Origin of the sequence: Mucilaginibacter hurinus (assembly GCF_003324525.1) — a bacterium.
GTDB classification, from domain to species: Bacteria; Bacteroidota; Bacteroidia; order Sphingobacteriales; family Sphingobacteriaceae; genus Mucilaginibacter; species Mucilaginibacter hurinus.
In genome coordinates, this window is record NZ_QGDC01000001.1 from 43,341 (window position 1) to 68,673 (window position 25,333).

The window sequence follows — 25,333 nt, forward strand, 5'->3', positions numbered from 1 at the left end:
TAAGTTTATTTAGTTATTGGTTTGCTGTATAATAATCTTGTCGCCATCCATCTTATAAGAGATAGCCAGCGTTTTACATAGTATTGTCATTACCTCGGGCAGGTTAAGCCCTGTAAGGTTTACATTGATGGTAAATTTGTTAAGTGCCTGGTTACCCAATTCAATATTTGAATTAAAATGTTTGTTAAGCACATTTACAACTTCAGGCAACGGCGCATTATCAAATGAAAGGTCAACACGTTTCCACATTTTTAATGGTTTTACGTCGGTTACCTCATCTGCTATTAATGTTTTTTTCTGTTTACTGTAAACGGCCTGGTTATCAGGGTATAGCAATATTTCTTTTGAACCCCTCCCTGCACTTAAGTTTGTTTTAAGCTTTACGGAAACTTTACCTGTAACTACCGTAACATCAGCAAAACTGATGCTTTTTGAATCGCGCACCCTGAAACTTGTGCCCCAAACCTTAGTTATAATATTTGAGCTATGTACAATAAAAGGCTTACCGGCGTTTTTTTTCACTTCAAAAAAAGCTTCGCCTACCATAAAAACATCGCGCGTGGTGCCGGTAAATTTTTTAGCAAACTTTAGTTGGGCACCGGGCTTTAGCCAAACATGACTGCCATCGCTCAGCGCTTGGTCTATAATGCGGTTTGTAGTGTTATTTACCAACATCATATTTTGGGCTGCAGCAGTATGTTTGTGTTGTAAATCAGTACGCACTTTAAAATAAGCCACGCCTATAGCGATTATAGCCATGGCCGCAACCCCGCGCAAAATATAGGTAGCTAGCTTGCGCTTGTTCATGCCCGATCTTTTTTCGCGAGGAAGCCCGGCCTTTTCGCTCACCAGCTGGAATATTTGCTCGCGCATTTCAATTTCTTTTTCGCCGTGAAGGGCGGGCAGGTAGTCCTTTTCAGACTCGAACGCATTATACCACGCTAAAACCGCTTCTTCCTCTTCGGCAGTGCACTTCCCTTTTAAAAATTTATCCAGTAACTGTTTGGAAATTGATGGCTTCATTTGGCAGAACCTCTCTATGCAGGCTCGTATTAAATGAAGTGACAGAATTTGGCGGTACCCCCCAAGCGTTTAAAACTTTTTTTAAAAAAGAAAAATACGAAGGGTGGTTTTAAGGTAACGCAGTGCCCGGGTAATTTGGTTTTCAACCGTTTTTTCGGTGATGCCCAATAGGCTGGCTATTTCTTTGTTACTGCGGTGCTTGTTGCGGCTTAGGTCAAAAACTTCGCGGCAGCGTGCAGGCAAATTGGTAATTTGTACCTGCAAGCGGTTATAAAGATCATTTGCAATTATCGTTTCCTCTGTAGAATTATCCAGAGGATGCACATTTGAACTGATGCTGTCCTGGTAGGTTCCGCGCGACATTTCAAGTTGCACCTGTTTTAAAATCATGTAACGCATCGCCCCAAATAAGTACGCTTTTGGTATAGTGCTAACAGAAAGCGTGCGCCGGCGCAGCCAGATATCAGCAAACAGGTCCTGCACTAGTTCTTCAGATATTTCGCATGACTTTAGACGCTTATACGCGGTGTTATATAACTGTGCCCAGTAACGGTTGTATAACTCTCTGAATGCTTTGCCATCATCCGAATCTTTAAGCAAAACCAACAGCTCAGTGTCAGGTAACTGTGCATAATTCTTCATTTAATTTAAAACAGATGTTGATGACCGGTTTACGAGTTCTAAAGTCTGAAAAAAAAAATTATTTACCAAATAAACCGATTTAGTAAACACGTATGTACATAATTGCCATATTGTGGCTTACAAAGCAACGCGAGTTGAATAAGTGCTAAAACCTTATTAATGCCCAATAGATTAATGATATTTTAAGTTCCTAAAAAGAGACTTATCGTTTCACTACAAAGTAATTAAGCTATCTACTTTTAATCGGTAGTTTTTCGATTACATAAAGTGAGTGCATAAACTTTTATGCACTCACGTAATCGGACACTACTTGCTCTATAACCAAACATTATAACCAACCAAAAATTATGAAAACAAAAATGATGCTGCTCTCTGCTGCTGCCTTGTTACTGGCGGCACAGGCGTGCAAAAAAAACGAAGGCTCACAACCAATTGCCTCAAGTGCTGTTAACTCGCCAAAAAAAGTGAATGGCCCCGTCTCTGATTACGCCGAGTACAAAATATCGTGCGTAACCGGGGGTAAATTCATCGAAGTGAACGGAAATCCGTCTGCCAATCAAAAATTTCAGGAGCTGCAAACACTCGGTCAATGGCAAGCTACTGCTGACGATGAAGTAGATGGATGGCAGCGCTGGTACACGGTGTATGTAACCACTGTTGGCGGAATTAAGTATTATAATATACGTAACTCATTTAGCGGAAAAGTAATCCAATCTCCCAATAACACATCCGGTGCGCAACTACGGCAGGCACGTACGCCGTTGCTGGGAACACCAGATAACCAACTTTGGCGCATTACTGAAATAGGTACAACGGGGCAATACAATATTATTAACAAGGGTAACGGTTTAGCTATTGCTAATGCCGGGGGCTCAACAAGTAACGGTACGGCCATTATCCAGGAGTCGGCCAATAGCGACAACCGCCAAAAATGGGTATTTACCATCCGGTTCCCGAGCACCTACCGCGACGATTATGCCAACCGCATTTTTGAACGTAACGGTACATCGCAAGGCTCAGTAGCCTTTGACCAGGGCACCAGTATTCCGCTTAACTGGAGCGGCAATGCAGGTAAAGTGTTATGGGTGACACAAGATGCATTTGATGGTTCGGTGTTGCAATCAAACAGCCAGTTTAACTGCAACCAATTTTTTCAATATGGCAACTCAATGCTTTTACAGAATAATATTTATGACTGGAGCAGTGGTGGGGCTAACATTACCCGTAACGGCAATAAACAAGTGGTAGATAAGCAGCCCGGCCTTAACTTTGCATGGCCAAGCGTAGGGGTTGAAATAGGAAACCACGTTTACATACATGTTGGCGAAGGCAACGCAGGTGTTAGCCTTAACAGCCAAAGTATTTGGGACTTTACCGAAACCACCGGTACTGCGTGGACAGGTACACGCCTGGCACCGGCAAACATGAGCAACCAAACCAATATCAATTATGTAATAGGGATGGTAAAATCAGGCACAGACGTATATTCTTTTGGCGCTGGCCCTAGTAATGGCGTTTATGTTGCCCGCTGGCCCCAATCAAACCCAACTTCATGGTCTTTCTGGAACGGCAGCAGTTGGGTAAGTACACCTACAACTGCTACCTCAGCAAAAATTGCTACAGGTTTGGATAACACCACCATTAGTTATTGCAATGGTAAATATGTGATGATGACCATGACCCAGGGATATATATGTGGCACTACCCGCGAAATTTATGTTTCAACTGCCACCAGTCCAACCGGTCCGTTTAGCACACCTATCAGGGTATACTCAATTAAAGAATATATTAATGGCAATTATTCACGTTATTATACTCCGCAGATACACCCGGAGCACAATAACGGAAAAAATGAGCTATTGCTGAGCTACTGCCTAAACTTTGATGCTTGCGGCCAGGGTGCATGTAACGGGACTTATAAAGATCCGTATTACTACAGGCCTAAATTTATCCGTGTACCCTACTCAAAAATAGGGTTGTAAATCAATATATTTAACTTAGCTTAATTTAGATAATCCTTAAATGGGAAAATGGTTATACAACCGTTTTCCCATTTCTACTAAGAAAATGCACACTAAAAACATATAAAATATAACGTTAACCGAATAAACATGAAGATTAAAATTTTAATTTACGCCGTAGCATTGGTATTCATAGGCAGCGGATGCAAAAAAACAGAATCGGTGAAAAACACCGACGATAACTCCGGTGCACCCGTAACCGACATCGCTCGTTCATCAGGTTTGAAAATCAACGTTGCCCCCGGCGCATATTTCACTTATCAGGTAATGAGTTCGGTTAACGGCAAAAGCGGGCGAATTTCAAATTTCTCGCTTGATAATGGAGGGTTTATTGAACTGGCAGATTACAATGGCGCTTCGCATCAAAAATGGCGCATTACTTTTGTTGGTGATGGCTATTACAAAATAATGAATTTAGGCAGCGGTAAGGTGCTGCAGGCATACGATAATGACGGTACACAACTGGTTATTCAAAACTCGGCAAATAACAGCGACGCTCAATTATGGCGTATTTCGCCGGTCAGCGGCAAATTGTATAAAGCCCTCAGCAAATCTACAGGGTTAGCCATTTCAGCTAATACCAATGGCCCCAGCCTTTTGGAACCATACACAGGCAAACCTTCGCAGCTTTGGGGGTACAATGTATTGCAAAACGATAGCTATCGCGATGATGCCGTTGTTAACTTTTTTCACCGTACCAACAAGGCACAGGGCTCGGTAGCGTTTGACCAGGGCAACAGTATAGCTCTTACATGGGGGCCAAACGCAGGCAAAGTACTGTGGATAGCCGAAGATTCATTTGACGGGGTACGTTTAAAAGATAACGGCAATTTGCTTTGCGGTTTCTTTCAATATAACAATTCTGTACTGATACAGCCGGCAAGTCGCAGTTGGGATCCTGAACTTACCGATAATCTTACCATCAGTAACAGCACACAAGGCAGGCCCCGCCAGGTGTTTAATGCGCAGCCCGGCACCGACTTTACCTGGCCGGGAGTTGGTGTAGAAGTTGGCAACAAGGTTTATGTGTATGGTGCCGAACTGAAAAGCTTAAAGCTGGTTCACCAGGCGCTATATGAGATGGTGCAAAGTGCATCTAACAACGCCTGGCAAATTAACCGTTTTTTGCCTGTCGGGATGGATCAGGCCAACGTGGTATATTCCGAAGGTATGGTAAAACCAGGCGATGGATATGTTTATGCTTATGGCAATATGGGGGTATTTATTGTTAAATATATTTATGTAGCCAGGTTTAAAGAAAGTGATCCGCTTACCTGGACTTTTTGGGATGGCAGCAAATGGGTTGACAAACAGCCTATAACCAAGCCTACCACCAAAGAGGCACTGCATTTTGTTGGTAAAGGCGAAGATGTGGCGGCTTACGCCAACACCGCCATATCATACCACAATGGAAAGTATATTATGATGCAAATGGATTTTGGTTACGGCTGTGATAACCCCGAGCATAATATTTATATATCAACGTCTACATCACCAACAGGACCATTCACTCAGAAGAAAAAGGTGTTTACTATTGAGGATCGTTACCGCGGGCATATAGCTAAATTTTATACACCAGCTATTCACCCGGAGTTTGATAATGGCAATAAGGAGTTGTTGCTTACCTATTGCCTTAACTTTAGTGGATGTAATACTGGCGATGATTGCCGTAATGGAGAGCTTGATTCACGCCAGTATCAAATTAAGGGTATAAGAGTACCTTACTCGCTTATAGGTTTATAGTAATCTAGTAGCAATTTTAATTAATAGCCTACAAGCTTGTTTCCCCGTAAGGTGTGCCAGGCATGTGGGTGCTTGCCCTACTGATAAGCTGTATTGCATGATATGCTATCTTCTGCCCGACAGTTTTCAATTGAGTGAATCGGTAGAAGGGAATCAAGATCTGTAGATAATTTGCAAGGTTTTGACATGCAAGAGGCGAATAACTTAAACAGCAAGGAAAATACGACCTTATAATACATTTTTTGTTGGGCATGGTAACAGCTAACAGCCATGCCCAACAAAATTGAGGGGATTAAGAACCATCAGCAATACATTGCTGCGCCCCCGGTAAAAGCTTTACACAACATAATAGCTTCCAGCAATACATACAACCATAAACCACACATACCAATATGCTTAAAAAGTTTACGTCAATTGCCTTTTTAATCTCAACAACGTTTTGCGCGCTTGCACAGCAACGTTACTTCACCATGGATATGGTGCACCATAATCCCGGCGACACGCTCACCCGCAGCCGTTTTCTCGATCCGGCTTACCTAAAATCATACGGTTATGATGCAAAGGTATTTTTCCTGACAGACGCTCCACAGGTTGGAATCACCTGGGAAGATTTTGACGATACGATCTTTCCGGTAGGTTCAAAGCAGCGTAAGTGGGTGGATGATAAAGACGCCAGTTTACAAGCTATGTACAATGATGCAAAAAGCAAGGGTGTTAAAGTATACTGCGCTATGGATATGCTGGTACTGCCAACGGCTTTATTCAATAAATACCGCGACAGCATAGCATCACAGGACAACGGCAAAAACTACCGCATTGACATTACTAAACCGGCTACTCAAAAGCTGTTCAGGTATATGCTGCAGCAAATTTTTAAAAAGTATCCGCAGGTTGACGCATTAGTGATACGCACCGGCGAAATCTACACACAAAACGCGCCTTACCATAAAGGGAATAACCCAGCGTACGATCAAAAATTTGATAACCATACTATCCTCGTAAACATCCTCCGCGATGAAGTTTGCGTTAAGCTCAACAAAAAAGTGATATACCGCACATGGGATGACGGACGTTTCCATTCGCGCCCCAGTATATATCTTCAGGTAACAGATAAAGTGATACCGCACCAAAATCTTTTTTTCTCTATAAAGCATGTTAATGTGGATTTCTGGAGAATGGGTATTCCAAATCCAAACGTAAACCTTGACAGCTTTAACCAGTACTTCATCCCACAATCGGGTGATCATGGGGTATGGTTTAACCCTACCCTGGGTATCGGTAAGCATAAACAGTTTGTAGAGGTTCAGTGTCAGCGTGAGTATGAAGGGAAAGCCACCCACCCTAACTATATAGCTAAAGGAGTGATCGATGGTTTCGAAGAACACAAAAAACCAGGCTTACCCGCGTTAAATTCACTAAATGAATTGAAAAAGACACCTCTGCTTGCCGGCGTATGGACATGGTCGCGCGGTGGCGGCTGGGGCGGGCCGAAAGTGCCCAATGAATTTTGGGCGGACATGAACGCGTTTGTAGTAGCAAAATGGGGGCAAAACCCGTCGCGTAGCGAAGATGACATTTTTAAAGAATATACTAAGCTTAAAGGACTGCCCGACAACGAGATTGAAAAGCTACATAAAATAGCTTTATTATCAGACGAAGGTGTTATGAAGGGCCAGTGGAGCACCTATGGCACTGCTTCGGTTGCCTGGACACGTGATATGGATTACATGGGTACTTCAACCGGCTTTAGCTATCTTGGCGGCCAGGTGGATAAGTGGATAAAAGCCGGAACTACCGAAAAGTACCTGGCAGAAAAAGCCCAAGCGCTGGAGATATGGAAGCAGATAGAGGCGCTTTCTAAGGAGCTCCATTTTAAAGACCCCAAGCTTACGCACTTTGTGCAAACCTCATGTACTTATGGCAGGCTAAAATATCAAACATTTATGTATGGCTGGAATGTTATGGTGCGGGGCGTAGCGGGTACTAAGCCCGGTAAAAGCATTGACCAGAGAGTGATGGGCATTGACATTGCCGGTTATGACCAGAGTGTTGCAGATTGGAAAAAACTTGCAGCCGATAATGCCGACTGTGGTACCGTTTACAATACAGCCGAATTTGAAAAAACGGTTGCTAAATATCGTGCAGGAGCGATTTATACTGATGCTATACTTTCATATGCAGTGTACGGCGCAGCCAAAAAGCTGAAAGCTGATTTTACAACAGCACTTAAATTTCACAACCTGATTACTATCGAACAAAGCAGCGATAACACCAAAACATGGACATCAATAGGCACCATTCCGGGCAACAGAACCACACCATTATCAAATTTCAGCGTAGAGACAGAAATGCCGGGAAGAGGGCTGCAGCATTATCGCGTAAAACTATATGATACGCTGAATAACGTAGTAACATCGCTTCCGCTAACGCTGAATATTAAACCCAATGCCGTAATTATCAATGGCCGGGCAATGGCTGAAAGCGGTAAGGTAAAGTTACAACTGATTACTGCCCAGGAAACATTTAACCCCGGCTGCACTGTTTACAAAAGCACAGACGGTGTAAACTGGACAATACTGTCAAGCGTGAGCGGGGCAGGTACTAAATTTACTGAATCAAATTATACGGCGTATGACAATTCGCCGGCAGTAGGAACAAACTACTACAAACTCAACTACTTTGAAAATGGAGAGGAAAAAACCTCGCCTGTGCGGACTGCAATTGTCGCCGCTTCCGGCGCATCAAGGGCTGCGGTTACATTTAGCGTATACCCCAACCCTGCACCAGCAGGCAAAGTCAGTTTCGACTTTTCGGGCTATAAAGGCCGTAGCATTACCGCTACCGTAACTGACCTCTATGGAAAAACGGTATACAAGGAAGCATTTTTTATTAACCCTGCAGGCAGCTATACGTTAAATACAAAAGCCGCCCCGGGCACGTACGTTTTAACCATAAGTGGTGAAAATGTAAGTAAAGCCGAAAAAGTAGTGATACAATAAGCTATTACATCAAAATATTGCCCTTGTACCCGGAGTGCTGTCATTATCCATTGACAGTAATTAGAAACGTTGTTAAAGATTGTTAACATTGATTATGAGTAAGATAACGGCGGGAGACAAATCACTTATTGCTGCTTCATCACCCCGGATGCGTGTTGGATGGTACACAAAACCTGCCTTTCACTAAGCAAATAGTGGAATGCAGGTTTTATGTTCATTTCAAATCGCAAGAAGCACCTTCCTAGTCAATAAGGAAACAGGTTAAACTGCTACATTATCAAACGCCTCTTCTTTTATCAGCTTCATGCCTTTTGTCCACCGGAGCAGTTGGGTAAGCATCATATCGGCAGACTTGCTTAATATCTCGTTCGGTGTGAAAATGCCATCGTCATTTACAAACTGGGTTAATGATGGAATATTTACCATTTCCGCCAAACCAACTACCCGTAAGCTAATCAGATCAGCCTTAAGGCTCTGCACAGCCCTTACTCCTGCAAACGGACCCAACGAATAACTTACTATGCCGGCGGGTTTATAGGCCCACTCGTGCATCAGGTACTCAATAGCATTTTTAAGCGATGCCGGGTAGCTATAGTCATATTCTGCAGTTACAAAAATAAAGGCGTCGGCTTCGTCTATTTTCGCGGCCCACTGCTTGGTGTATTCATGTTCATACTGCTGCATAATGGGGTGCAGCGGTTCGTTCATCAAGGGCAGGTTTATTTCGCCCAGGTCCAACACTTCTACTTCAAAGGCGCCGCTCTTTTCAGCAACATCTTTTATCCAGCCTGCTATCATGGGCCCTTTTCTTCCGGGGCGCACTGTTGATGATATAATCTTTAATTTATACATGGTATGATTTTTTTATTATTGATGAGCAAATTTACCGCCAAATACTATACTTTTGTAAGTACTATATCAAAGTATAGCGCTATACAATTGTATAGCATCAACACCTTTTAAATAATGACTGAAGAAATATTGGATAAGAAAGCCTGTGTGGCGGCTATGCTGCCCGTAACAGACGCACTTGAGGTTTTGCGAGGCAAATGGAAACTCGCTATTATAGTATCCCTGCTGCATGGCACAAAACGCTTTGGACAAATTGCTGCCGATATCCCCAAAGTAACTGACAGGATGTTATCGAAAGAATTAAAGGATCTGGAGATGAATCACCTGGTGAAGCGTACCATACACAACACCTTCCCGGTAACGGTAGAATACTCCCTTACCGAGCATGGCCAAACCCTGCGGGGCATAATTACCGAACTGCGTATTTGGGGGCAAGCCCACCGGGATCATATAATTGCTAAGCAGTAGCGAACCACACACATCCACTTAAACAGACAACCCTGTATGGATTGCTTTAACTTGCAATGCATACAGGGTTGTTTTATGCCGTTTATGTACAACCGCGGTTTACGGTTAGCAATCAACAAGCGGTGGCACCATTTATGGTTAACGCCATCCCCCACCCAGCGAGCGGTAAAGCTCTACAGCCGCGCCTAGCTGCTGACGTTGTATGGCAGCCAAATTCAGTTCGGCCTGCAGCGCGTTGGTTTGGGCGGTAATTACCTCAAGATAGTTGGCCATGTCGCTTTTAAATAGCAGTTGCGCGTTTTTTATGGCGTTCTTCAGCGTATCAACCTGCCCTGTAGCTATCCGGCGCTGCTCGCCAAGTTTTTGAGTTTGCACAAGCGCGTTGGTTACTTCGCCTACAGCATTCAGTACCGACTGACGGAATTGCAGCACTGCCTGCTCCCGTTCAATCTTAGCCACCTCAAACCGTGTTTTTAAAGCCCTGTTATTAAAAACAGGCTGTAATATACTCCCTGTAGCAATACCAAATAAAGAGCCGGGTATACTAAACCAGTTGTTTGACTTAAAACTCTCTATACCTCCCGATGCCGTTAGGGTTAACGACGGATACATTTCTCCTTGGGCCACGCCAACCTGTGCATTGGCAGCAACCAGCGCAAGTTCACTGGCCCTTACATCCGGCCTGCGGGCCAGTATGGCGGCAGGCAATCCGGCGTTCAGTTCGGCGCCAAACGTTTCGTCGGCTAAAGTTGCCTTACGGGCAATGGCCGCAGGCAGCTGCCCGGTTAACAGTTGCAGTGCGTTTTCCTGTATGGCTATGCTTTGCTCCAATTGCGGTACCAGCAAGGCTGTAGACTGCCGCTGGGCATCAGCCTGTTGTACGGCCAGCAGGTTTACTTCGCCGGCATTTTTTAACAGTTGGGTCAGTTTCAGGGTGCTGTCGCTAAGCCGCAGGTTTGTTTGGGCTATTGACAGCTGCTTATCAAGCATCAAAAGGTTATAGTATCCCTGCGCAATATCGGCAACCAGTTGGGTTTGCACCGCCCGTGTGGCCTCAAATGTTTGCAGGTATTGTGCTAAAACAGCCTCTTTTTGCCTGCGTATTTTCCCCCAGGTATCAATCTCCCATGACAGGTTTAAGCCGGCAATGTAATTTTCAATATGATCGCTTTTTAAAAAATTAGCAGCGCTTATGCCATTCAAACTGTTTTTTGATGGGCGGTTGTATTGTGCGGCTACCTGTAAATTCAGCTGGGGCAACAGTAACAAGTTGGCTTGTTTAACCTGTTGCTGGGCAATATCTATACGTTTTATGGCAATTTGCAGGTTGTAATTATATTTAATGCCTTTATCAATCAGGCTCTGCAATGTAGTGTCAGTAAAAAACTGTTTCCATGCAATGTTAGCAACGCTGTTGGTATCGGCCTGGCTTACCGCGTTGAACTTTTGGGGCAGCTGCACAGCCGGACGCTGGTAGTTTTTACCCACTTTGCATGCGCTTGCCAGCAACATAACAAGTGCAGCGGTATATAGTGTAATCTTGTTCTTTTTCATGATGTAATAATTAGGCAGTTTCTAACTCAAGTTGTTTGCTTTGGGCTGCCGGGTTTTTTGGCGCGCCCGTAACTTTCTCCTGCAAGGCCTGGAATATTACAAACAGCACCGGTATTACAAAAACGCCCAGTACCACGCCGGTAAGCATACCCCCTACCGCGCCCGCGCCTATGGAGTGGTTACCCAATGCCGATGCGCCTTCGGCCGTCATCAACGGTATCAGGCCCACAATAAATGCAAACGAGGTCATCAGTATGGGGCGCAGCCTTAGCTTTGCAGCTTCAAGCGCGGCGTCAACTAAACCCATGCCTGCCTTGCGGCGCTGTACCGCGTATTCCACTATCAGGATGGCGTTTTTAGCCAGCAACCCGATGAGCATGATCAAACATACCTGTACATATATATTGTTATCAATACCCAGCATGTTAATGAATACAATTGTGCCAAATACACCTAACGGGATAGTGAGGATAATAGCCAGCGGAAGTATATAGCTCTCATACTGTGCAGCCAGCAGGAAGTATACAAATATCATACTCATCAAAAATATCAGCAGTATTTGTGATCCTGAGGTGATTTCCTCTCGTGTCATACCGGTCCACTCATAGCTGTACCCGCGGGGCAAACTTTCTTCAGCGGTTTCCTGGATGGCTTTAATAGCGTCACCTGTACTGTAGCCCGGCTTGGGCACGCCGTTAATAACAACGGCGTTAAACAGGTTGTTGCGTGTTACCGTTTCGGGCCCGTACACTCGTTTAAGGCTAACCAGTGAATTAACCGGCACCATTTCGCCGGTGTTATTCTTTACAAAAATATCATTGAGCGACAACGGGTTTTGGCGGTATTTGGCATCCGCTTGCACCATAACGCGATAATACTTGCCAAAGCGGTTAAAGTCACTTACAAAGCTGCTGCCGTAGTAAACCTGCAGGGTTTGCAGCAGATCACCAACCTGCACGCCTAACTGGCGTGTTTTTGCATTATCAACATCCAGCTGGTATTGCGGGTTACCGGCCGCAAACGTGGTAAAGGCGTAGGCTATTTCTTCCTTTTGCATAAGGGCGCCTAAAAATGCTTTGGTAGTTGAATCAAGCTTGCCCATACTGCCGTTGGTCTTATCCTGCAGCATAAACTCAAAGCCATCTACGTTACCAAAGCCCTGTATGGTAGGGAACGTAAAGAAGAACACGCTGGCCCCTTTTACCTGCTCGGCAACTTTTTGGGTCATCATCGCCGTTATCTGGTTCAGGTCCTTAACTTCTCCCCTGTCCTTTGCATCCTTCATGCGTATAAATCCGGCACCGTATGATGAAGCGTTGGCGTTTGATATAAAGTTAAGCCCTTCTACCTGGTAATGGTTTTTGTTGATGGGGTCATTCTTTACAATATTACCTATCTCTTTCATGGCCCGGTGGGTTTGCTCAAGCGAGCTGCCGGGAGGCGTATTCACGGCGTACAGTAAAAATCCCTGGTCTTCGGTCGGGATAAATCCAGTCGGCGTATTTTTGATCATCACAAAGGTAACCGCGGCTACCAGCGCCAAACCCGAAACAGCCACCCACTTGCGTTTAACCAAAAACTTAAGCGAGTTAATATACTTATCAGTCATGGCGTTAAAGGCTGCGTTGAAAGCGGTGAAAAAGCGTTTTGCAAAACTTTTTTTAGCTGCGTGTGCGTTATCATGCTCATCAGCATGCGGGTTTTTCAAAAACAAGGCGGTTAATGCCGGGCTTAAAGTAAGCGCGTTAACAGCCGAAATAAGGATGGCTATGGCCAGCGTAAAGGCAAATTGCCGGTAAAATACTCCGGCCGGGCCCTGCATAAATCCAACCGGAACAAACACTGCAGCCATCACCAGGGTAATGGATACTATAGCCCCGGATATTTCACTCATCGATTCAACCGTAGCGTCGCGGGCGTTCAGCGTGGTTTTCTCCATTTTAGCGTGTACAGCTTCAACAACCACAATGGCATCATCTACCACAATACCAATAGCAAGCACCAGTGCGAACAGTGTAAGCAGGTTAATGCTAAAGCCAAACAGGTTCATGAAAAAGAAGGTACCTACAATGGCCACCGGTACCGCTATGGCAGGTATAAGGGTTGAGCGAAAATCCTGCAGGAAGATAAACACAACAATAAATACCAGTATAAACGCCTCGATAAGGGTGTGCTTTACCTGGTCGATAGACGAATCGAGCGACTCTTTGGAGTTATACATGATCACCGGCTCAATGCCTTTAGGTAACGTTTTGGCAAACTCGTTAATCTGGCGTTCGGCTTCAGTTAAAATATCGTTGGCGTTTGAGCCGGCTGTTTGAAAAATTGCCACACCCGATGTAGGGCCACCGTTAAGTATACTGTTTGATGAGTAAGTGTATGAGCCAAACTCAACCCTTGCAACATCCTGCAAACGTATTACAGAACCATCACTGTTGGCTTTTATAATGATGTTTTCATAATCTTTAACCTTGTTTAGCTTTCCTTTGTATTTAAGTACGTATTCAAACACCTCTTTACTACTTTCACCGAACCGGCCGGGTGCAGCTTCAAGGCTCTGGTCCCTAATAGCGCCGGTAACATCCTGCGGCGACAGGTTGTAAGCAGTAAGCCTGTCGGGCTTAAGCCATACCCGCATGGAGTAATCATGCGTGCCAAAGGGCTGCGCCTGCCCCACGCCCGGTATACGCTGCAGTTGCGGCACCAGGTTAATCTTAATATAGTTCTGTAAAAAAGTTTCATTGTACGTAGTATCCTTACTGGCCAGTGCCACAAACATGATGATACTGTTTTGCACCTTTTGTGTTGATACACCTGTTTGCACAGCTTCCTGCGGTATCTGGCTTAGTGCCTTTGATACCCGGTTTTGCACGTTCACCGCGGCTACATCAGGGTCGGTGCCCTGGCTGAAGTAAACGTTAAGGGTCATACTACCGTCGTTGCTGGAGTTTGATGTCATGTAGGTCATGTTCTCAACGCCATTCACGGCCTCTTCAATGGGTGTGGCTACGGAACGGGCTACAACCTCGGCGTTGGCACCGGGGTATGATGCCGTTACCTGCACGGTGGGCGGCGCAATGTCCGGAAATTGCGTAATGGGCAGCGTAGTTAGTGATATGATGCCCAGCAGCAGCAGCAGTACCGAGATCACGGTTGAAAGGACGGGCCTTTCTATAAAAGTTTTAAGCATGATAGTGGTATTAAGCCCCCCCGGTAATGCCGGGGGCGCAGTTATTAGTGTGTGTTATGTAAATGAGCTCCTTCTTACAACGAAGCTGATTTAAGACTGTCGGCAGCTATGAATTTTGGCTTGATAACCATGCCGTCGCGCAACCTGTCAATGCCCTGGTAAACAATCTTGTCGCCCGCTTTATGCCTTTGGTTACAATGTATGAGCGGCCGCTTGTACCTGCTACAGAAAGTGGCGTGCCTATTACCTTGTTACTATCGGCAAGGGCGTAAACAAATACCTTATCCTGCACCTCAAATGTAGCTTCCTGCGGTACCAGTAATGCTTTGTCGGCCTGGCTTGGTATCCGTATTTTGCCTGTATTACCCGAGCGCAGCAAACCCGAGGAGTTATTGAAGGTTGCCCTGAAGCTGATGGTACCGTTTGATTTATCAAATTGGCCCTGTGCAAGCTCAACGCGGCCTTTTACCGGGTATACGGTATTATCTGCCAACACCAGTTCAACCTGTGGTAAATGCTTAATTTTTTCCTGTATGGTAGCGCCCTCAAAGTCATCTTTAAAATTAATAAAGTCAACCTCGCTCATGGTGAAGTAAGCGTGCACCTCTTTATTTTCTGACAGTACAGTTAATGCTTCGGGCTGCGTTTTGCCTGCAAGGCTGCCTGTTTTAAAGGGAATGCTGCCCACGTAGCCATCAGCCGGCGCGGTTATGGTGGTATAGCCTACGTTTATTTTTGCCGACTGCATTTGTGCCTGCGCCTGGGTTACATTAGCCTGCGCAGCATTGTAAGCTGCCTTTGCCGAGCGTAATTGCACGTCAGACACTACATTGTTTTGAACCAGGGGGGTAAGCTTACTTACATTAATGGCAGCGTTTTCCAATGCTGCTTTAGCCGAAAGCCACACCGCTGTAGCGGTATTTAGCTGCTCCCGGTACGGGCGGGCATCTATTTTAAATAATGGCTGGCCCTTACGTACGTATGCGCCTTCATCAACGTAAATAGCTTCAAGGTAGCCGTCAACCTGTGGTCGTATTTCAATGTCACGGCTGCCCTGTAATGCGGCGGTAAATTCATTGTAAGTGTTAACGGGCTCCACTGATACACTTATCACCGGCAGCTCAGGCGCAGGCGGCGCGCCCGGCCCGGCATTTGACTGGCCGCAGCTGTTATATATTACCATGGCGGCGACTATTAAAAACAGGGGTATATTTTGCCTGATTGATAGGAGTGTGATGCGTAGCGTTTTCATTTTATTGCAATTGTTAAATAGAGTACGTGTTATTATGTGTGTTAATTACAGGTTGTATCACCGTTAAAACCATGTTAAATTTCCTAACAGTGTTAGCCCGGTAAATAAAAAAAATTCTAACTAAGATTCTTGATAAAGCCAGACATTGCGTCGTCTATTACCATTTTATTTAATTCATGTTCAATGGCCGGGTTGCCTATTATCTTTATAGATATCAACCCGTGCATCACCGACCAAAAAGTGTGGTATTTTAAACAGGAGTTTATATCTCTACGGCCGCTTTGTTTAATTAGCGCCTCAATAGGCTCCATCACCAGGCTTCTGAACTTTTCCTGCTCGGGCATAGCCTTTCCTATCTCACAACAGGCCATCCCTATGCCAAACATCAATTGATAAAGCTCAGTATTGTCAATGGCAAAATCCCAATAGGCATCAGCCATGGCCTTAATTTGTTTTGCCGCATCAGTGTGCTCATCTTTAGCCGCAAGTACCTTATCTGTAAGCGTGCGGAAACCTTTCTTTGCAAACTCAAGGTATATAGCCTCCTTGTTTTCAAAATGGTCATAAATTACCGGCACACTGTACTCAATGGCCTCGGCTATTTTACGGATGGATAATGAATTCCAACCCTCCTTTTTTACCAGGTTCCATGCTGCACAAATTATATCATTCCGCACTTCATCCTTCTGTCTTTGCCTGCGCTCTAAAATTCCCATAATGTTTTCCTAACACTGTTAGCAAATGTAACAACGTTTCAATTTAAGTTCATAATTGTTTTTTATAAATGTAGTTATTATTATAATGCAATGACATAAACGCATTAATACAGCCCTTGCTGCATAGAGTATGCTACTTGCTGTAAAACAAACTTAATACAAGCCTGTTTAATTGCTGGTTTTGCTACTATGTGCCGATACTTGTTTTAGCCGATGCGATTTACTGTGAGCTTTGCCACTTACTTTTTAGCCGTTTTTAATTGAAGTTAACTTTTAAACCCCTGTCTGTCGCCATATTAGGCGGCGGGCCAAGTGGCTTGTTCATGTACAAGCAGCTTATACAATCAGGCATTTCAGGCCTGCACGTTGTTATTTACGAAAAAAACAGTTGCCTTGGCTGTGGTATGCCTTACAGCCATAGCGGTGCAGCCGACGAGCATATTACCAACGTTTCGGGCAATGAGATACCCGAGTTGGTTACATCAGTTTCTGACTGGATTTACACAGTGCCTAAAGATACACTTGACAAGTACGGTATTGATCCTAAAAAATTTAACGATTATAAAGTATTACCCAGGTTGCTTTTTGGCCAATACCTTACCGCGCAGTTTAACCTGCTAATTAAAATGGCGAAGGACAAGGGGATAGAAACTGACGTGCGTTATGGCAGCTACGTTACTGACGTTATAGATCATCCGGATGAAGAATTAGTAGAAGTAGTTGTAAAAGACGGGGTTTCGCAGCGATATAACCGCGCTATAATTTGCACCGGGCATCTTTGGCCGTTAAAAAATGAAGGACAGATACCCAATTATTTCGACTCGCCATATCCACCGGCGAAGCTAGGTTCTAAGGCCAATCACACAATTGCTGTGCGCGGGTCGTCATTAACAGCTATTGATGCGATACGCACCCTGGCACGCCACAATGGCGAATTTTATAAAAAAGACGACGGCATTTTACGTTTTAAGGCAGACATAGACAGTCCTGATTTTAACATAGTAATGCACTCGCGTAACGGCCTGCTGCCGGCTGTACGCTTTCACCTTGAAGATACCCACCTTGGTAAAGATACCGTGCTATCGCCGCAGCAAGTGCAGGCAAACCGTGATGCTAACGAGGGATTTTTATCGCTCGACTACGTTTTTGAGCAAAATTTTAAAGCAGGAATCCAAAAAAACGACCCGGAATTTTACGAAAAAATAAGGGACCTGAACATGGAAGGCTTTGTTGATTTTGTAATGGAACTGCGCGAAAGGCTTGACCCCTTTGAATTGCTTAAAGCCGAGTATGTTGAGGCTGAAAAATCGATAAAAAGACGCGAATCTGTTTACTGGAAAGAAATGCTTGCTATCCTGAGTTTCGCTATGAATTACCCTGCCAAGTATTTTTCGGCAGAAGATATGCTGCGGCTGCAAAAAACCCTGATGCCGCTAATTTCAGTAGTTATAGCATTTGTGCCGCAAAGCTCGGCAGAAACCTTGCTGGCGCTATACCAGGCCGGCCGGCTTTCGATGATTGCCGTTGGTGACGACAGCGAAGTAGTGCCGCGCCCGGAAGGCGGCGCTACTTATAAATACACCGATGATGAAGGTAATCGGCAGGAGGTAATTTATGAAACCTTCGTAGACGCTATCGGACAGCCGCATCTTGCCTTTGAAGACCTCCCCTACCAAAGCTTGCTGGATAACAGGACGGTGAGCCGTGCGCGGCTGCGCTTTCGCGACGCTAGTAAGGCGCAAGCATTGTTAAAAAAGGGCGATACCAAAGTGGTACGCCACACAGACGGGGAATATTACCTTACCGTAGCAGGTATGGCCATTAACGACCACTTCCAGGTTGTGGATGAGTTTAATGCCCTAAATGAAAGGTTGTACGTAATGGCCGTTCCTTTTATAGGTGGCTACAACCCTGATTATTCCGGCCTCGACTTCAGCGAAGCTGCATCCAAACAGATTATTAAAAGGTTGTTTGGTCCAGCGCCGGAAATTGAGGCTGCAATTGCGTAACTAAAGCAATTAAATAAATAAGGCCGTTCGATAAAAATCAAACGGCCTTATTGCCGGCAGCTCAGAGCTACCATGATGTGTTATCAGATCATGGATATTTTACCGTCAGATTTTTAAAGGTTGCATCGCTGTTATCGCTAAAAATACCCCAGTGGGTTTCCTGCGCTTTATATATGCGGCAGCTTAAGGCAGCCACGTTGTTTATATATACTACCACCATCGAGTTTTCAACCACTATCTCTACAAAATAATCGGTATTAGGCGACATCGGAAAGGGCACATCGTTATCAGCTACCGTTGTTGTGGTGATAGAACCGTGCGCGGTGCGGTCAAAACTAAACCTGTTTTGTGATGGCACAAAGCGCAGGCTATAAAAATTATTATATCCGTCGCAAGCACCTATCATAAAACCAAAATCCTTTGAAGAGCTGGCATAGTTTACCGTAGTGCTTATCTTAAATTTTTGCCGGCTAACCGGGTTAAAAATCACGTTGGCTACATCTAACGGAGCAGGACTAACCACACGGTAAGTTCCGGGCGAAGTAAACGTAACGTTACCCCACTGGCTGTCTTTAACAAGCGTATGTGTATTGGTGTTTAGGTTGGCCTGCAGCGTATGCGGGATAGTTACCGCTAAATCGCCGTTGGCCTGCTGGTAAATTTTATGCACCACCATATTGCCACCCCATATCCATGATCCTGCATCAGTGTGGCCCGAAAGTATATTTGTCCATGCAAAAATGTAATGATCGGTACCATCTGTAGCTATTTTACCGGCAAAAAAACTTTTGCCATCAAACCGGCTGTTGCCTGCCGGCGCGCTCCATGGCCCGGTAACTGATGACGATTTGCGGTAATACATATACTTGCCCTGCTGGTCAGAATAAACCAGGTAATAGGTAGTGCCTATTTTTATAATCTGCGGGCACTCCATATTAAAGTAGTTGGTTGGGCCGCCATCATAAATTACGCCCTGGTGTGTCCAGGTATTCAAATCAATTGAGGTGTACCTTACCACCACGCCCCGCCAGGTGCCTGATACGTTTTTACGGGCGGTTAGCAGCATATGCCATGTGCCGCCATCCTGAAAAACATATGGGTCGCGAAAGTTGTCATTCTCATCATAGCCCTGCCCTATAGGCACTGTTATAGTTGAAAACGTAGTGTTTTTTGTAAAGGCCGATGTTGGGTTTGTTGACGATGCGCGTACCACACCCTCAAGCTTTGACCCGCACGATACATAGTTGTTGTTACGGCCGGAGTAAAAGAAATAATACGTAGAGCCACTTTTTACAACGCTGCCTGCCCCTACTGCGTTATCCTGCGCACAAGTGGCCGCGCTTGACCCGATTATTTGGCCCGTTGCTGTGTAACTGTAAAAATTGTTGGTGGTAAAAGCATACATGGGGTGGCGCGTGTTGGTAGGGTCATTCCAGATGTCTTTGAGGAAGTATACAACAAACTTACTGCTGGCTGCATCGTAATACGGGGCCATATCACCCACCCGGTAGCCATCGGCTGTCATTTTATAAATCGAATAATCTGTTTGCTCGGTTTGCTGCGAACAAACCAGGTTACTACGCAATTTTCCGTCGGTTTTAACGGCCTGCGGTACCATCTTCTCTTGTTTACAGGACGAACCTGCAAGGCATAGCAAAGCTGCTACACCAAGTTTTACATTGGTAAGTTTCATAATTTAATGGTTTATATTGGTTTATATTATTTTATTGCAGTGGCAATACCGGCATGTTTAAGTTTAAGCACTTTAAGCGGCGCCGTAGCTTTTATATGGAGTAGGTTTAATGGCTCCTGCGGGAAAAATATGGCTGTTAGCACTGTTCGGCCGCTATCGGCAAACACCTCAGCTGACGCGGCATCAATAATAATTTTCAGATTTATATTACCCTGGGCGTTGCGGGGTGCTGTCATCTTTTTGGCAAAACCGGGCTCAAAATTCACCTCGCCCGCTTTGGTGCGGTCAATATAAAATGCGTTACCTGCCTTTTCATAACCAATAACCAGCAGATCGCCTTTGGCATTGGTTAAATGCAGCGCTATATCTTTTTGCCCGTCAACCTCCAAATCAACCACGTATTTACCATTGTAAGCCTGTATCTTATCAGAAATATCATAGCTGGTATTAACTGTTATATTTTGCAACACGGAGGCCTTGTTAATAATAGTCGCCATCTCCTTAACAGGGGTCGACGTAAGAATAAAGTCGTTCCCGGATTTGGCCAGGCCCAACTCACGCGGAAGGGTGTTAGCACTGCGCCAGTTTTGCGTAGGTACCCGTTCTGCATATTGCCAGTTACTCATCCAGCCCATAAATACCTGCCTGTCGCCCAGGTTTGAAAACGTTACACCGGCATAATTATCTGTACCGTAATCAACCCAACGGGTAACCGGGTTATCGGGGATGAAGGTTTTGCCATCAAAATGCCCTACAAAATACTGTGTAGCCGAACCGCCATTGGGACCGCCCGGGTTTATACTTACCAACAAAACCCATTTCTTTTGCCCGTTATAGTCAAGAGGGAACAAATCCGGACACTCCCAAACACCGCCATGCGCCCCAAGCTTTTCGCCAAATTCGCTTTCCTTGGTCCATTGTTTTAAGTTGGGCGATGAGTAAAAGGTAATTCTGTCTTTTGTAGCCAGCGTCATTACCCATTTCTTTTCAGCCTCGTACCACCGCACTTTAGGATCGCGAAAATCCCAAATGCCGGGATTGGGCAACACCGGATTTTTCTCATATTTAGTCCAGGTTTTGCCTTCATCTGTACTGTAGGCAATGCCCTGGTATTGGTGAAGGCCAGTTTTGGCATCTTCAATAGCTTTATTATGACAAGTATAAATGGCCACCAAAGCGTTTTTGCCAAAGCCGGCTGTATTGTTTTTATCAACCACAGCGCTGCCGGAGAATATGGTACCCAGGCTATCCGGATATAGGGCGATTGGCTGCTCTTCCCAGTGCATCATATCTTTGCTGGTGGCATGGCCCCAGTGCATCGGCCCCCAGGTTGTACCCCCGGGATTATGCTGAAAGAACAGGTGATACGTACCGTTTAAAAAAACCATCCCGTTGGGGTCGTTCATCCAGTGCGCCTTCGGCGTAAAATGAAACTGCGGGCGATGCGGCTCGTTAGCCACAGTCTGCGCATTTGTTTGTTTAGATACGGAGCAAGCGCCGGCTATCATAGCGACAGACAGCAGGTAAAAAATTTTAAAATTTCTCATAACATTATCGTGTTTGTTCATTGGTCTGTTTATTTCCAGATGGTATTCAATTCCCATCCTTTTAATACTTCAACTTGTGTTGTTCCGCCTTCAGAAAATGCGCTTATACCCAGTTGACGTTCGGATGGAAATGTAGTAGCGCTGATAACTGTTTCGCCATCATTCACAAAAACTTCAATAGACGACTGATCTATAAACATATGCAAACGCAAAGTTCCGTTTTGCAAACTTACCGGCGTGGTTATTTTTTTGGCAAACAGTCGCGTAAAATCCGCATCACTCACGTGGTCGGTGCAATTTGTACGGTCCAACGTTATAATTGATGTCACAGGATCATACCGCAGCACCAGTTTTCTCCCTTCTCCTTCCAGTAGGTCAAACCCGAAAGCGGCCCGCTCGGTTGGTTTAATTACCACATCTATTTCGTAGCTGTTTTTTGAAGGGGTGAAGCCGATTCTTTGAAACCCGTTTATTTTAAGATTCTCCGCCTGGTAGAGTTTGCCGCGAAGGTGTTGTAATTGCGGCACGGGGTTCTGAACAACAGTATATCCCTTTTGATTTTGCTTTAAAGCCATAACACGGGGCAACGATTGAAAACCTTTGCCCCATTTGGTGGGCACCTTATTGGCGTAATCCCAATTACCCATCCAGCTTATAGCAAATACTGAATCTGCTATATTTTTGTTATCATCGTAATTACGCCAGGTGCGGGTGGCATAATAATCTGGTCCATAGTCAAGCCATTGCGCATGCTCCAGCTGTTGGTTCATTAATTTATTAGAGAACAGGATATGGTCAACGGCTATAAAAGCATTGTCAGTGCCGGGGTGCTTGTCTACCAGTTCTATATGCGCATTTCTGCCAATCAATTCGCGTACGTCCCAACCATTCCATTTTAAAACGTTGCTGTTATCGGCTGTGGTTGTACGTAAAATTTTACCATCCACTACCAGGCGGATGCAGGTACTATCAACGCCTTTACCACCTGCCAGCAGGAAGTTTATCGCTCTATGAGTTATTTTGAAAGGCTTTGATACGAGTTTCCCTGTCGACCTTGTTTTGGACGAGGAACCGGCGTAGCTGTGGCCTAAATGATCGACCACGCCCGGGGCGTTTACAGCAAACGCCGCGCCTTCTGTTTTCCAGTTCACCAAACCTTTTTCAAAGTTCTCGAAAACTGTGCCGTCAAGGCCTTTTCCCTCTTTAAGGTAGTCTGCCATCCGGCTATCGGGCGTAAAAACCTTGCCGTCAAAATCACCTGTAAAATATTGCACCCTGTTGGGTCCGCGGCCTATAAGCATTACCCATTTCTTTTGCCCGGTACCGGTAACAGGCAATTCAAAAAGATCCGGGCACTCCCAAAATGAGTTTTTTGCGCCGAGGCCGCCAAAGGCGCTGCAGTACTTCCAGTCTTTCAGGTCTTTTGACTCGTAAATATGTATCTGCTGGATATTGGGCAGGGTTACAACCATTTTCCACATGCCGTCGGGCGCATACCAAAACACCTGGGGTCCCTGAAAAATATTTTGTTGATATCAAGTACAGGGTTATTCTTGTAATAATTAAAGGTTAGCCCGTCATCATTGCTTATTGACAACGCCTGGGTTTCGGGTAAACTATCCCCTGCAAAATGCCGTGTGTATATGGCCAGCATGCTGTTTTTGCCAAAGCCGCTGGTATTGTGCTTATCTACCGCTACCGAACCGCTAAAATAGGAGAACGTCCCATCGTCGCCCTTCATCGGTTTGGGCAGTTCTTTCCAGTGCACCAGGTCAGTCGAGGTAGCATGGCCCCACCAATACAGGTGGTACAAGCCTTTGTGTACTACCAGGCCGTCAGGGTCGCCTATCCAGCCTTTTTTGGGGCTAAAGTGATAAAGCGGACGGTACTTTTGTCCTGTTATGTAAGCCAGGCTATCCTGCGCCCTTACATTAGTAAGGGCGGCAGTGATAACCAGCATAGTACAAACTATTTTATACACCTCAACTTTCATACTATTTAATGACTAACCATTCTCAGGTTGTTTACTTTTAGTTCCACTCCGTCAGCGCCTATGCTCCATGCGTTATTTTGCAAACTGTAAATACGGTTGGTTAGGGCCACCTGGTTGTTTACATACAATACAGCTACTGATCCGTCTATCACTACACTGAAGTTGTACTCTTTACCAGCCTCAAAATTAAAAGGCACACGGGTAACCTCGGTGCCTTTGTTGTAAGCAGCTATACGGTTTACGGCCGGTTCAAATTTCACAGCATAGGTACTGCTGTTATTTGATGCCGTATTAAAACCCAGCCAGGCAGTGCCGGTTAAGTTGCTGATATTTAAACTCCCCATTAACTTAGTGGTACCGGTTATTTTTGCAAATGTGGCAGTAGCGGCTGCCGCTGCGCCGTTTATAATATAGTTACTGCCAGTACGCGTAACAGCGCCTGTGTTGGCTTCAGCAACTGCATCAACGTTTTTGGTAAAATATGCATTAACCGCCTCCGGACTTTTAACACCAAGCTTATCGCTTCCTGTGGCGAAGAATTGATGGCTTATTAAATTGCCCCCCCAGGTGCGGGTTCCATTATCGTTTTCGGGATTGCGGCGGTGCGCCCAGGCCAATGCGAAAAAGTTGGTACCGTCTGTAGTACCACGGCCTGCATAAAACTGGTGGCCGTCAAACATATCGTTACCATCAGCGGGTTTAACCCACGGACCAGCGGTTGACGTGGCTACCCTGTAGTGGGTACCGGGCGTATTGCTCCAATCTTCGGCAAAAAGCAGGTAGTATCTACCGCCAATTTTATGAATATCGGCGCACTCCATCATCAAGTAATCAGCTTCGGGAATATTCAGCGGGCCGCTTAGCATCCAGTTATCTTTAGACGGATCTGCTGTTTTATAAACCAGCAACACAGCTTTACCGCCCTGCTGTGTACTTACCAGCATCCAGTATTCCTTAAACTCGTCGTTATAAAACACGTAAGGGTCTCTGAAATCGGTATTTGAATAACCTCCCGGGGCCCGCAGCACAAAGCCTTCTTTTTTGGTCCAGGTATTTAAATCGGTACTGGTGGCATACATAATGGCCTCGCGGGTATGGGTTTCCGCCCAGCCGGCGTTGCTGTTTTGCAGCCAGCTTGAGTTGCCGTTATGACCGGTGTAATAAAAATAGTACGTATTCCCTACTTTAATCATAGATCCTGTGCCAATCAGGTGATCCTGCGTATTGCGGCTGCCATAAGCTATCTGCGTGCCCTTGTAACTAAAATCGAGCAGGTTTTTTGAGGTAAACTTATGTATATCATGTTCGCCGGCGCTGCTTTGCTTCACTTTATCGGGTGCGTCATGCAGAAAGAATATTTCAAACTGGCCGTTAACGTAATATGGCATCACATCTCCTACCCAGCCTGTAGTCCCGTTGGGCGTTACATTACTTTCTGCTTTGGGGAAGATGTTAAACTTATCTTCAGTGTACGGTGGCACTATGGTGGCCGTATTTTCCTTACTGCAACCCAGCAGGGAGAACATCATACCACCCGTTATTAAAAATTTCTTCATACCCATATCTATCCTCTTTAACATTTAATTAGTTCAGTTACTTAAATGCCTGTGCGGGTACCCCCCACACAGGCA

At 45.2% G+C, this 25,333-nt stretch carries 16 protein-coding genes and 1 pseudogene; 5 read left to right on the forward strand and 12 right to left on the reverse strand.

All coding sequences use genetic code 11. The features are described from left to right. Nucleotides 1–9 precede the first annotated feature (9 nt). Nucleotides 10–1,023 carry a FecR family protein gene (locus DJ568_RS00185; protein ID WP_114003216.1) on the reverse strand — a complete coding sequence of 338 codons (1,014 nt, stop codon included), beginning with the start codon at nt 1,021–1,023 and terminating at the stop codon, nt 10–12. Nucleotides 1,024–1,104: 81 nt separating this feature from the next. Beyond that, nucleotides 1,105–1,665, reverse strand: a complete 561-nt coding sequence (locus tag DJ568_RS00190) for an RNA polymerase sigma-70 factor (RefSeq protein WP_114003217.1) — start codon at nt 1,663–1,665, stop codon at nt 1,105–1,107. Nucleotides 1,666–2,012: 347 nt separating this feature from the next. Here DJ568_RS00190 and DJ568_RS00195 point away from each other — a divergent pair, with 347 nt between their 5' ends. The 3 genes from DJ568_RS00195 to DJ568_RS17130 all read left to right on the forward strand — a co-directional run bounded on the left by DJ568_RS00195 (nt 2,013) and on the right by DJ568_RS17130 (nt 8,428). Beyond that, nucleotides 2,013–3,647, forward strand: coding sequence for an RICIN domain-containing protein (locus DJ568_RS00195; RefSeq protein WP_114003218.1), 1,635 nt, complete (start codon nt 2,013–2,015; stop codon nt 3,645–3,647). A 129-nt stretch (nt 3,648–3,776) separates the two neighbouring features. Further along, nucleotides 3,777–5,429 (forward strand): RICIN domain-containing protein, encoded by a 1,653-nt coding sequence (locus DJ568_RS00200; protein ID WP_114003219.1) that lies wholly within the window; start codon nt 3,777–3,779, stop codon nt 5,427–5,429. 392 nt (nt 5,430–5,821) lie between these two features. Further along, a complete protein-coding gene (locus tag DJ568_RS17130; protein ID WP_158534840.1) occupies nt 5,822–8,428 on the forward strand; it encodes a T9SS type A sorting domain-containing protein in 2,607 nt (868 codons plus the stop codon). A gap of 261 nt (nt 8,429–8,689) precedes the next feature. On the opposite strand, the gene DJ568_RS00210 is transcribed toward DJ568_RS17130, so the two are convergent. Then, a complete protein-coding gene (locus DJ568_RS00210; protein WP_114003220.1) occupies nt 8,690–9,280 on the reverse strand; it encodes an NADPH-dependent FMN reductase in 591 nt (196 codons plus the stop codon). A 114-nt stretch (nt 9,281–9,394) separates the two neighbouring features. Here DJ568_RS00210 and DJ568_RS00215 point away from each other — a divergent pair, with 114 nt between their 5' ends. Next, nucleotides 9,395–9,748: a winged helix-turn-helix transcriptional regulator gene (locus DJ568_RS00215; RefSeq protein WP_114003221.1), complete on the forward strand. Its 354-nt coding sequence runs from the start codon at nt 9,395–9,397 to the stop codon at nt 9,746–9,748. A 138-nt stretch (nt 9,749–9,886) separates the two neighbouring features. Here DJ568_RS00215 and DJ568_RS00220 read toward each other — a convergent pair whose 3' ends face one another. The 4 genes from DJ568_RS00220 to DJ568_RS00235 all read right to left on the reverse strand — a co-directional run bounded on the left by DJ568_RS00220 (nt 9,887) and on the right by DJ568_RS00235 (nt 16,460). After that, entirely contained in the window at nt 9,887–11,302 is a 1,416-nt protein-coding gene (locus DJ568_RS00220; protein WP_114003222.1) for an efflux transporter outer membrane subunit, read from the reverse strand. A gap of 10 nt (nt 11,303–11,312) precedes the next feature. Then, nucleotides 11,313–14,492: an efflux RND transporter permease subunit gene (locus DJ568_RS00225; protein WP_114003223.1), complete on the reverse strand. Its 3,180-nt coding sequence runs from the start codon at nt 14,490–14,492 to the stop codon at nt 11,313–11,315. Between the two features lie 106 nt (nt 14,493–14,598). Beyond that, the gene (locus tag DJ568_RS00230; RefSeq protein WP_199560812.1) at nt 14,599–15,744 is read right to left on the reverse strand and encodes an efflux RND transporter periplasmic adaptor subunit; all 1,146 of its coding nucleotides are present in this window, start codon (nt 15,742–15,744) and stop codon (nt 14,599–14,601) included. 116 nt (nt 15,745–15,860) lie between these two features. After that, nucleotides 15,861–16,460 (reverse strand): TetR/AcrR family transcriptional regulator, encoded by a 600-nt coding sequence (locus DJ568_RS00235; RefSeq protein WP_114003224.1) that lies wholly within the window; start codon nt 16,458–16,460, stop codon nt 15,861–15,863. A 260-nt stretch (nt 16,461–16,720) separates the two neighbouring features. Between DJ568_RS00235 and DJ568_RS00240 the strand changes: the two genes are divergently transcribed. Further along, entirely contained in the window at nt 16,721–18,469 is a 1,749-nt protein-coding gene (locus tag DJ568_RS00240; protein ID WP_233496595.1) for an FAD/NAD(P)-binding protein, read from the forward strand. Nucleotides 18,470–18,557: 88 nt separating this feature from the next. Here DJ568_RS00240 and DJ568_RS00245 read toward each other — a convergent pair whose 3' ends face one another. The 5 genes and pseudogenes from DJ568_RS00245 to DJ568_RS00265 all read right to left on the reverse strand — a co-directional run bounded on the left by DJ568_RS00245 (nt 18,558) and on the right by DJ568_RS00265 (nt 25,282). Further along, the gene (locus tag DJ568_RS00245) at nt 18,558–20,162 is read right to left on the reverse strand and encodes a glycoside hydrolase family 32 protein (protein ID WP_114003225.1); all 1,605 of its coding nucleotides are present in this window, start codon (nt 20,160–20,162) and stop codon (nt 18,558–18,560) included. A gap of 26 nt (nt 20,163–20,188) precedes the next feature. Further along, entirely contained in the window at nt 20,189–21,709 is a 1,521-nt protein-coding gene (locus DJ568_RS00250) for a glycoside hydrolase family 32 protein (protein ID WP_199560813.1), read from the reverse strand. 29 nt (nt 21,710–21,738) lie between these two features. Continuing rightward, the gene (locus tag DJ568_RS00255) at nt 21,739–22,929 is read right to left on the reverse strand and encodes a GH32 C-terminal domain-containing protein (protein ID WP_394339537.1); all 1,191 of its coding nucleotides are present in this window, start codon (nt 22,927–22,929) and stop codon (nt 21,739–21,741) included. Between the two features lie 33 nt (nt 22,930–22,962). Then, nucleotides 22,963–23,702, reverse strand: a pseudogene (locus DJ568_RS00260) (glycoside hydrolase family 32 protein); the annotation flags it as partial. A 5-nt stretch (nt 23,703–23,707) separates the two neighbouring features. Beyond that, nucleotides 23,708–25,282 carry a glycoside hydrolase family 32 protein gene (locus tag DJ568_RS00265; RefSeq protein WP_114003228.1) on the reverse strand — a complete coding sequence of 525 codons (1,575 nt, stop codon included), beginning with the start codon at nt 25,280–25,282 and terminating at the stop codon, nt 23,708–23,710. Between the last annotated feature and the right edge of the window lie 51 nt (nt 25,283–25,333).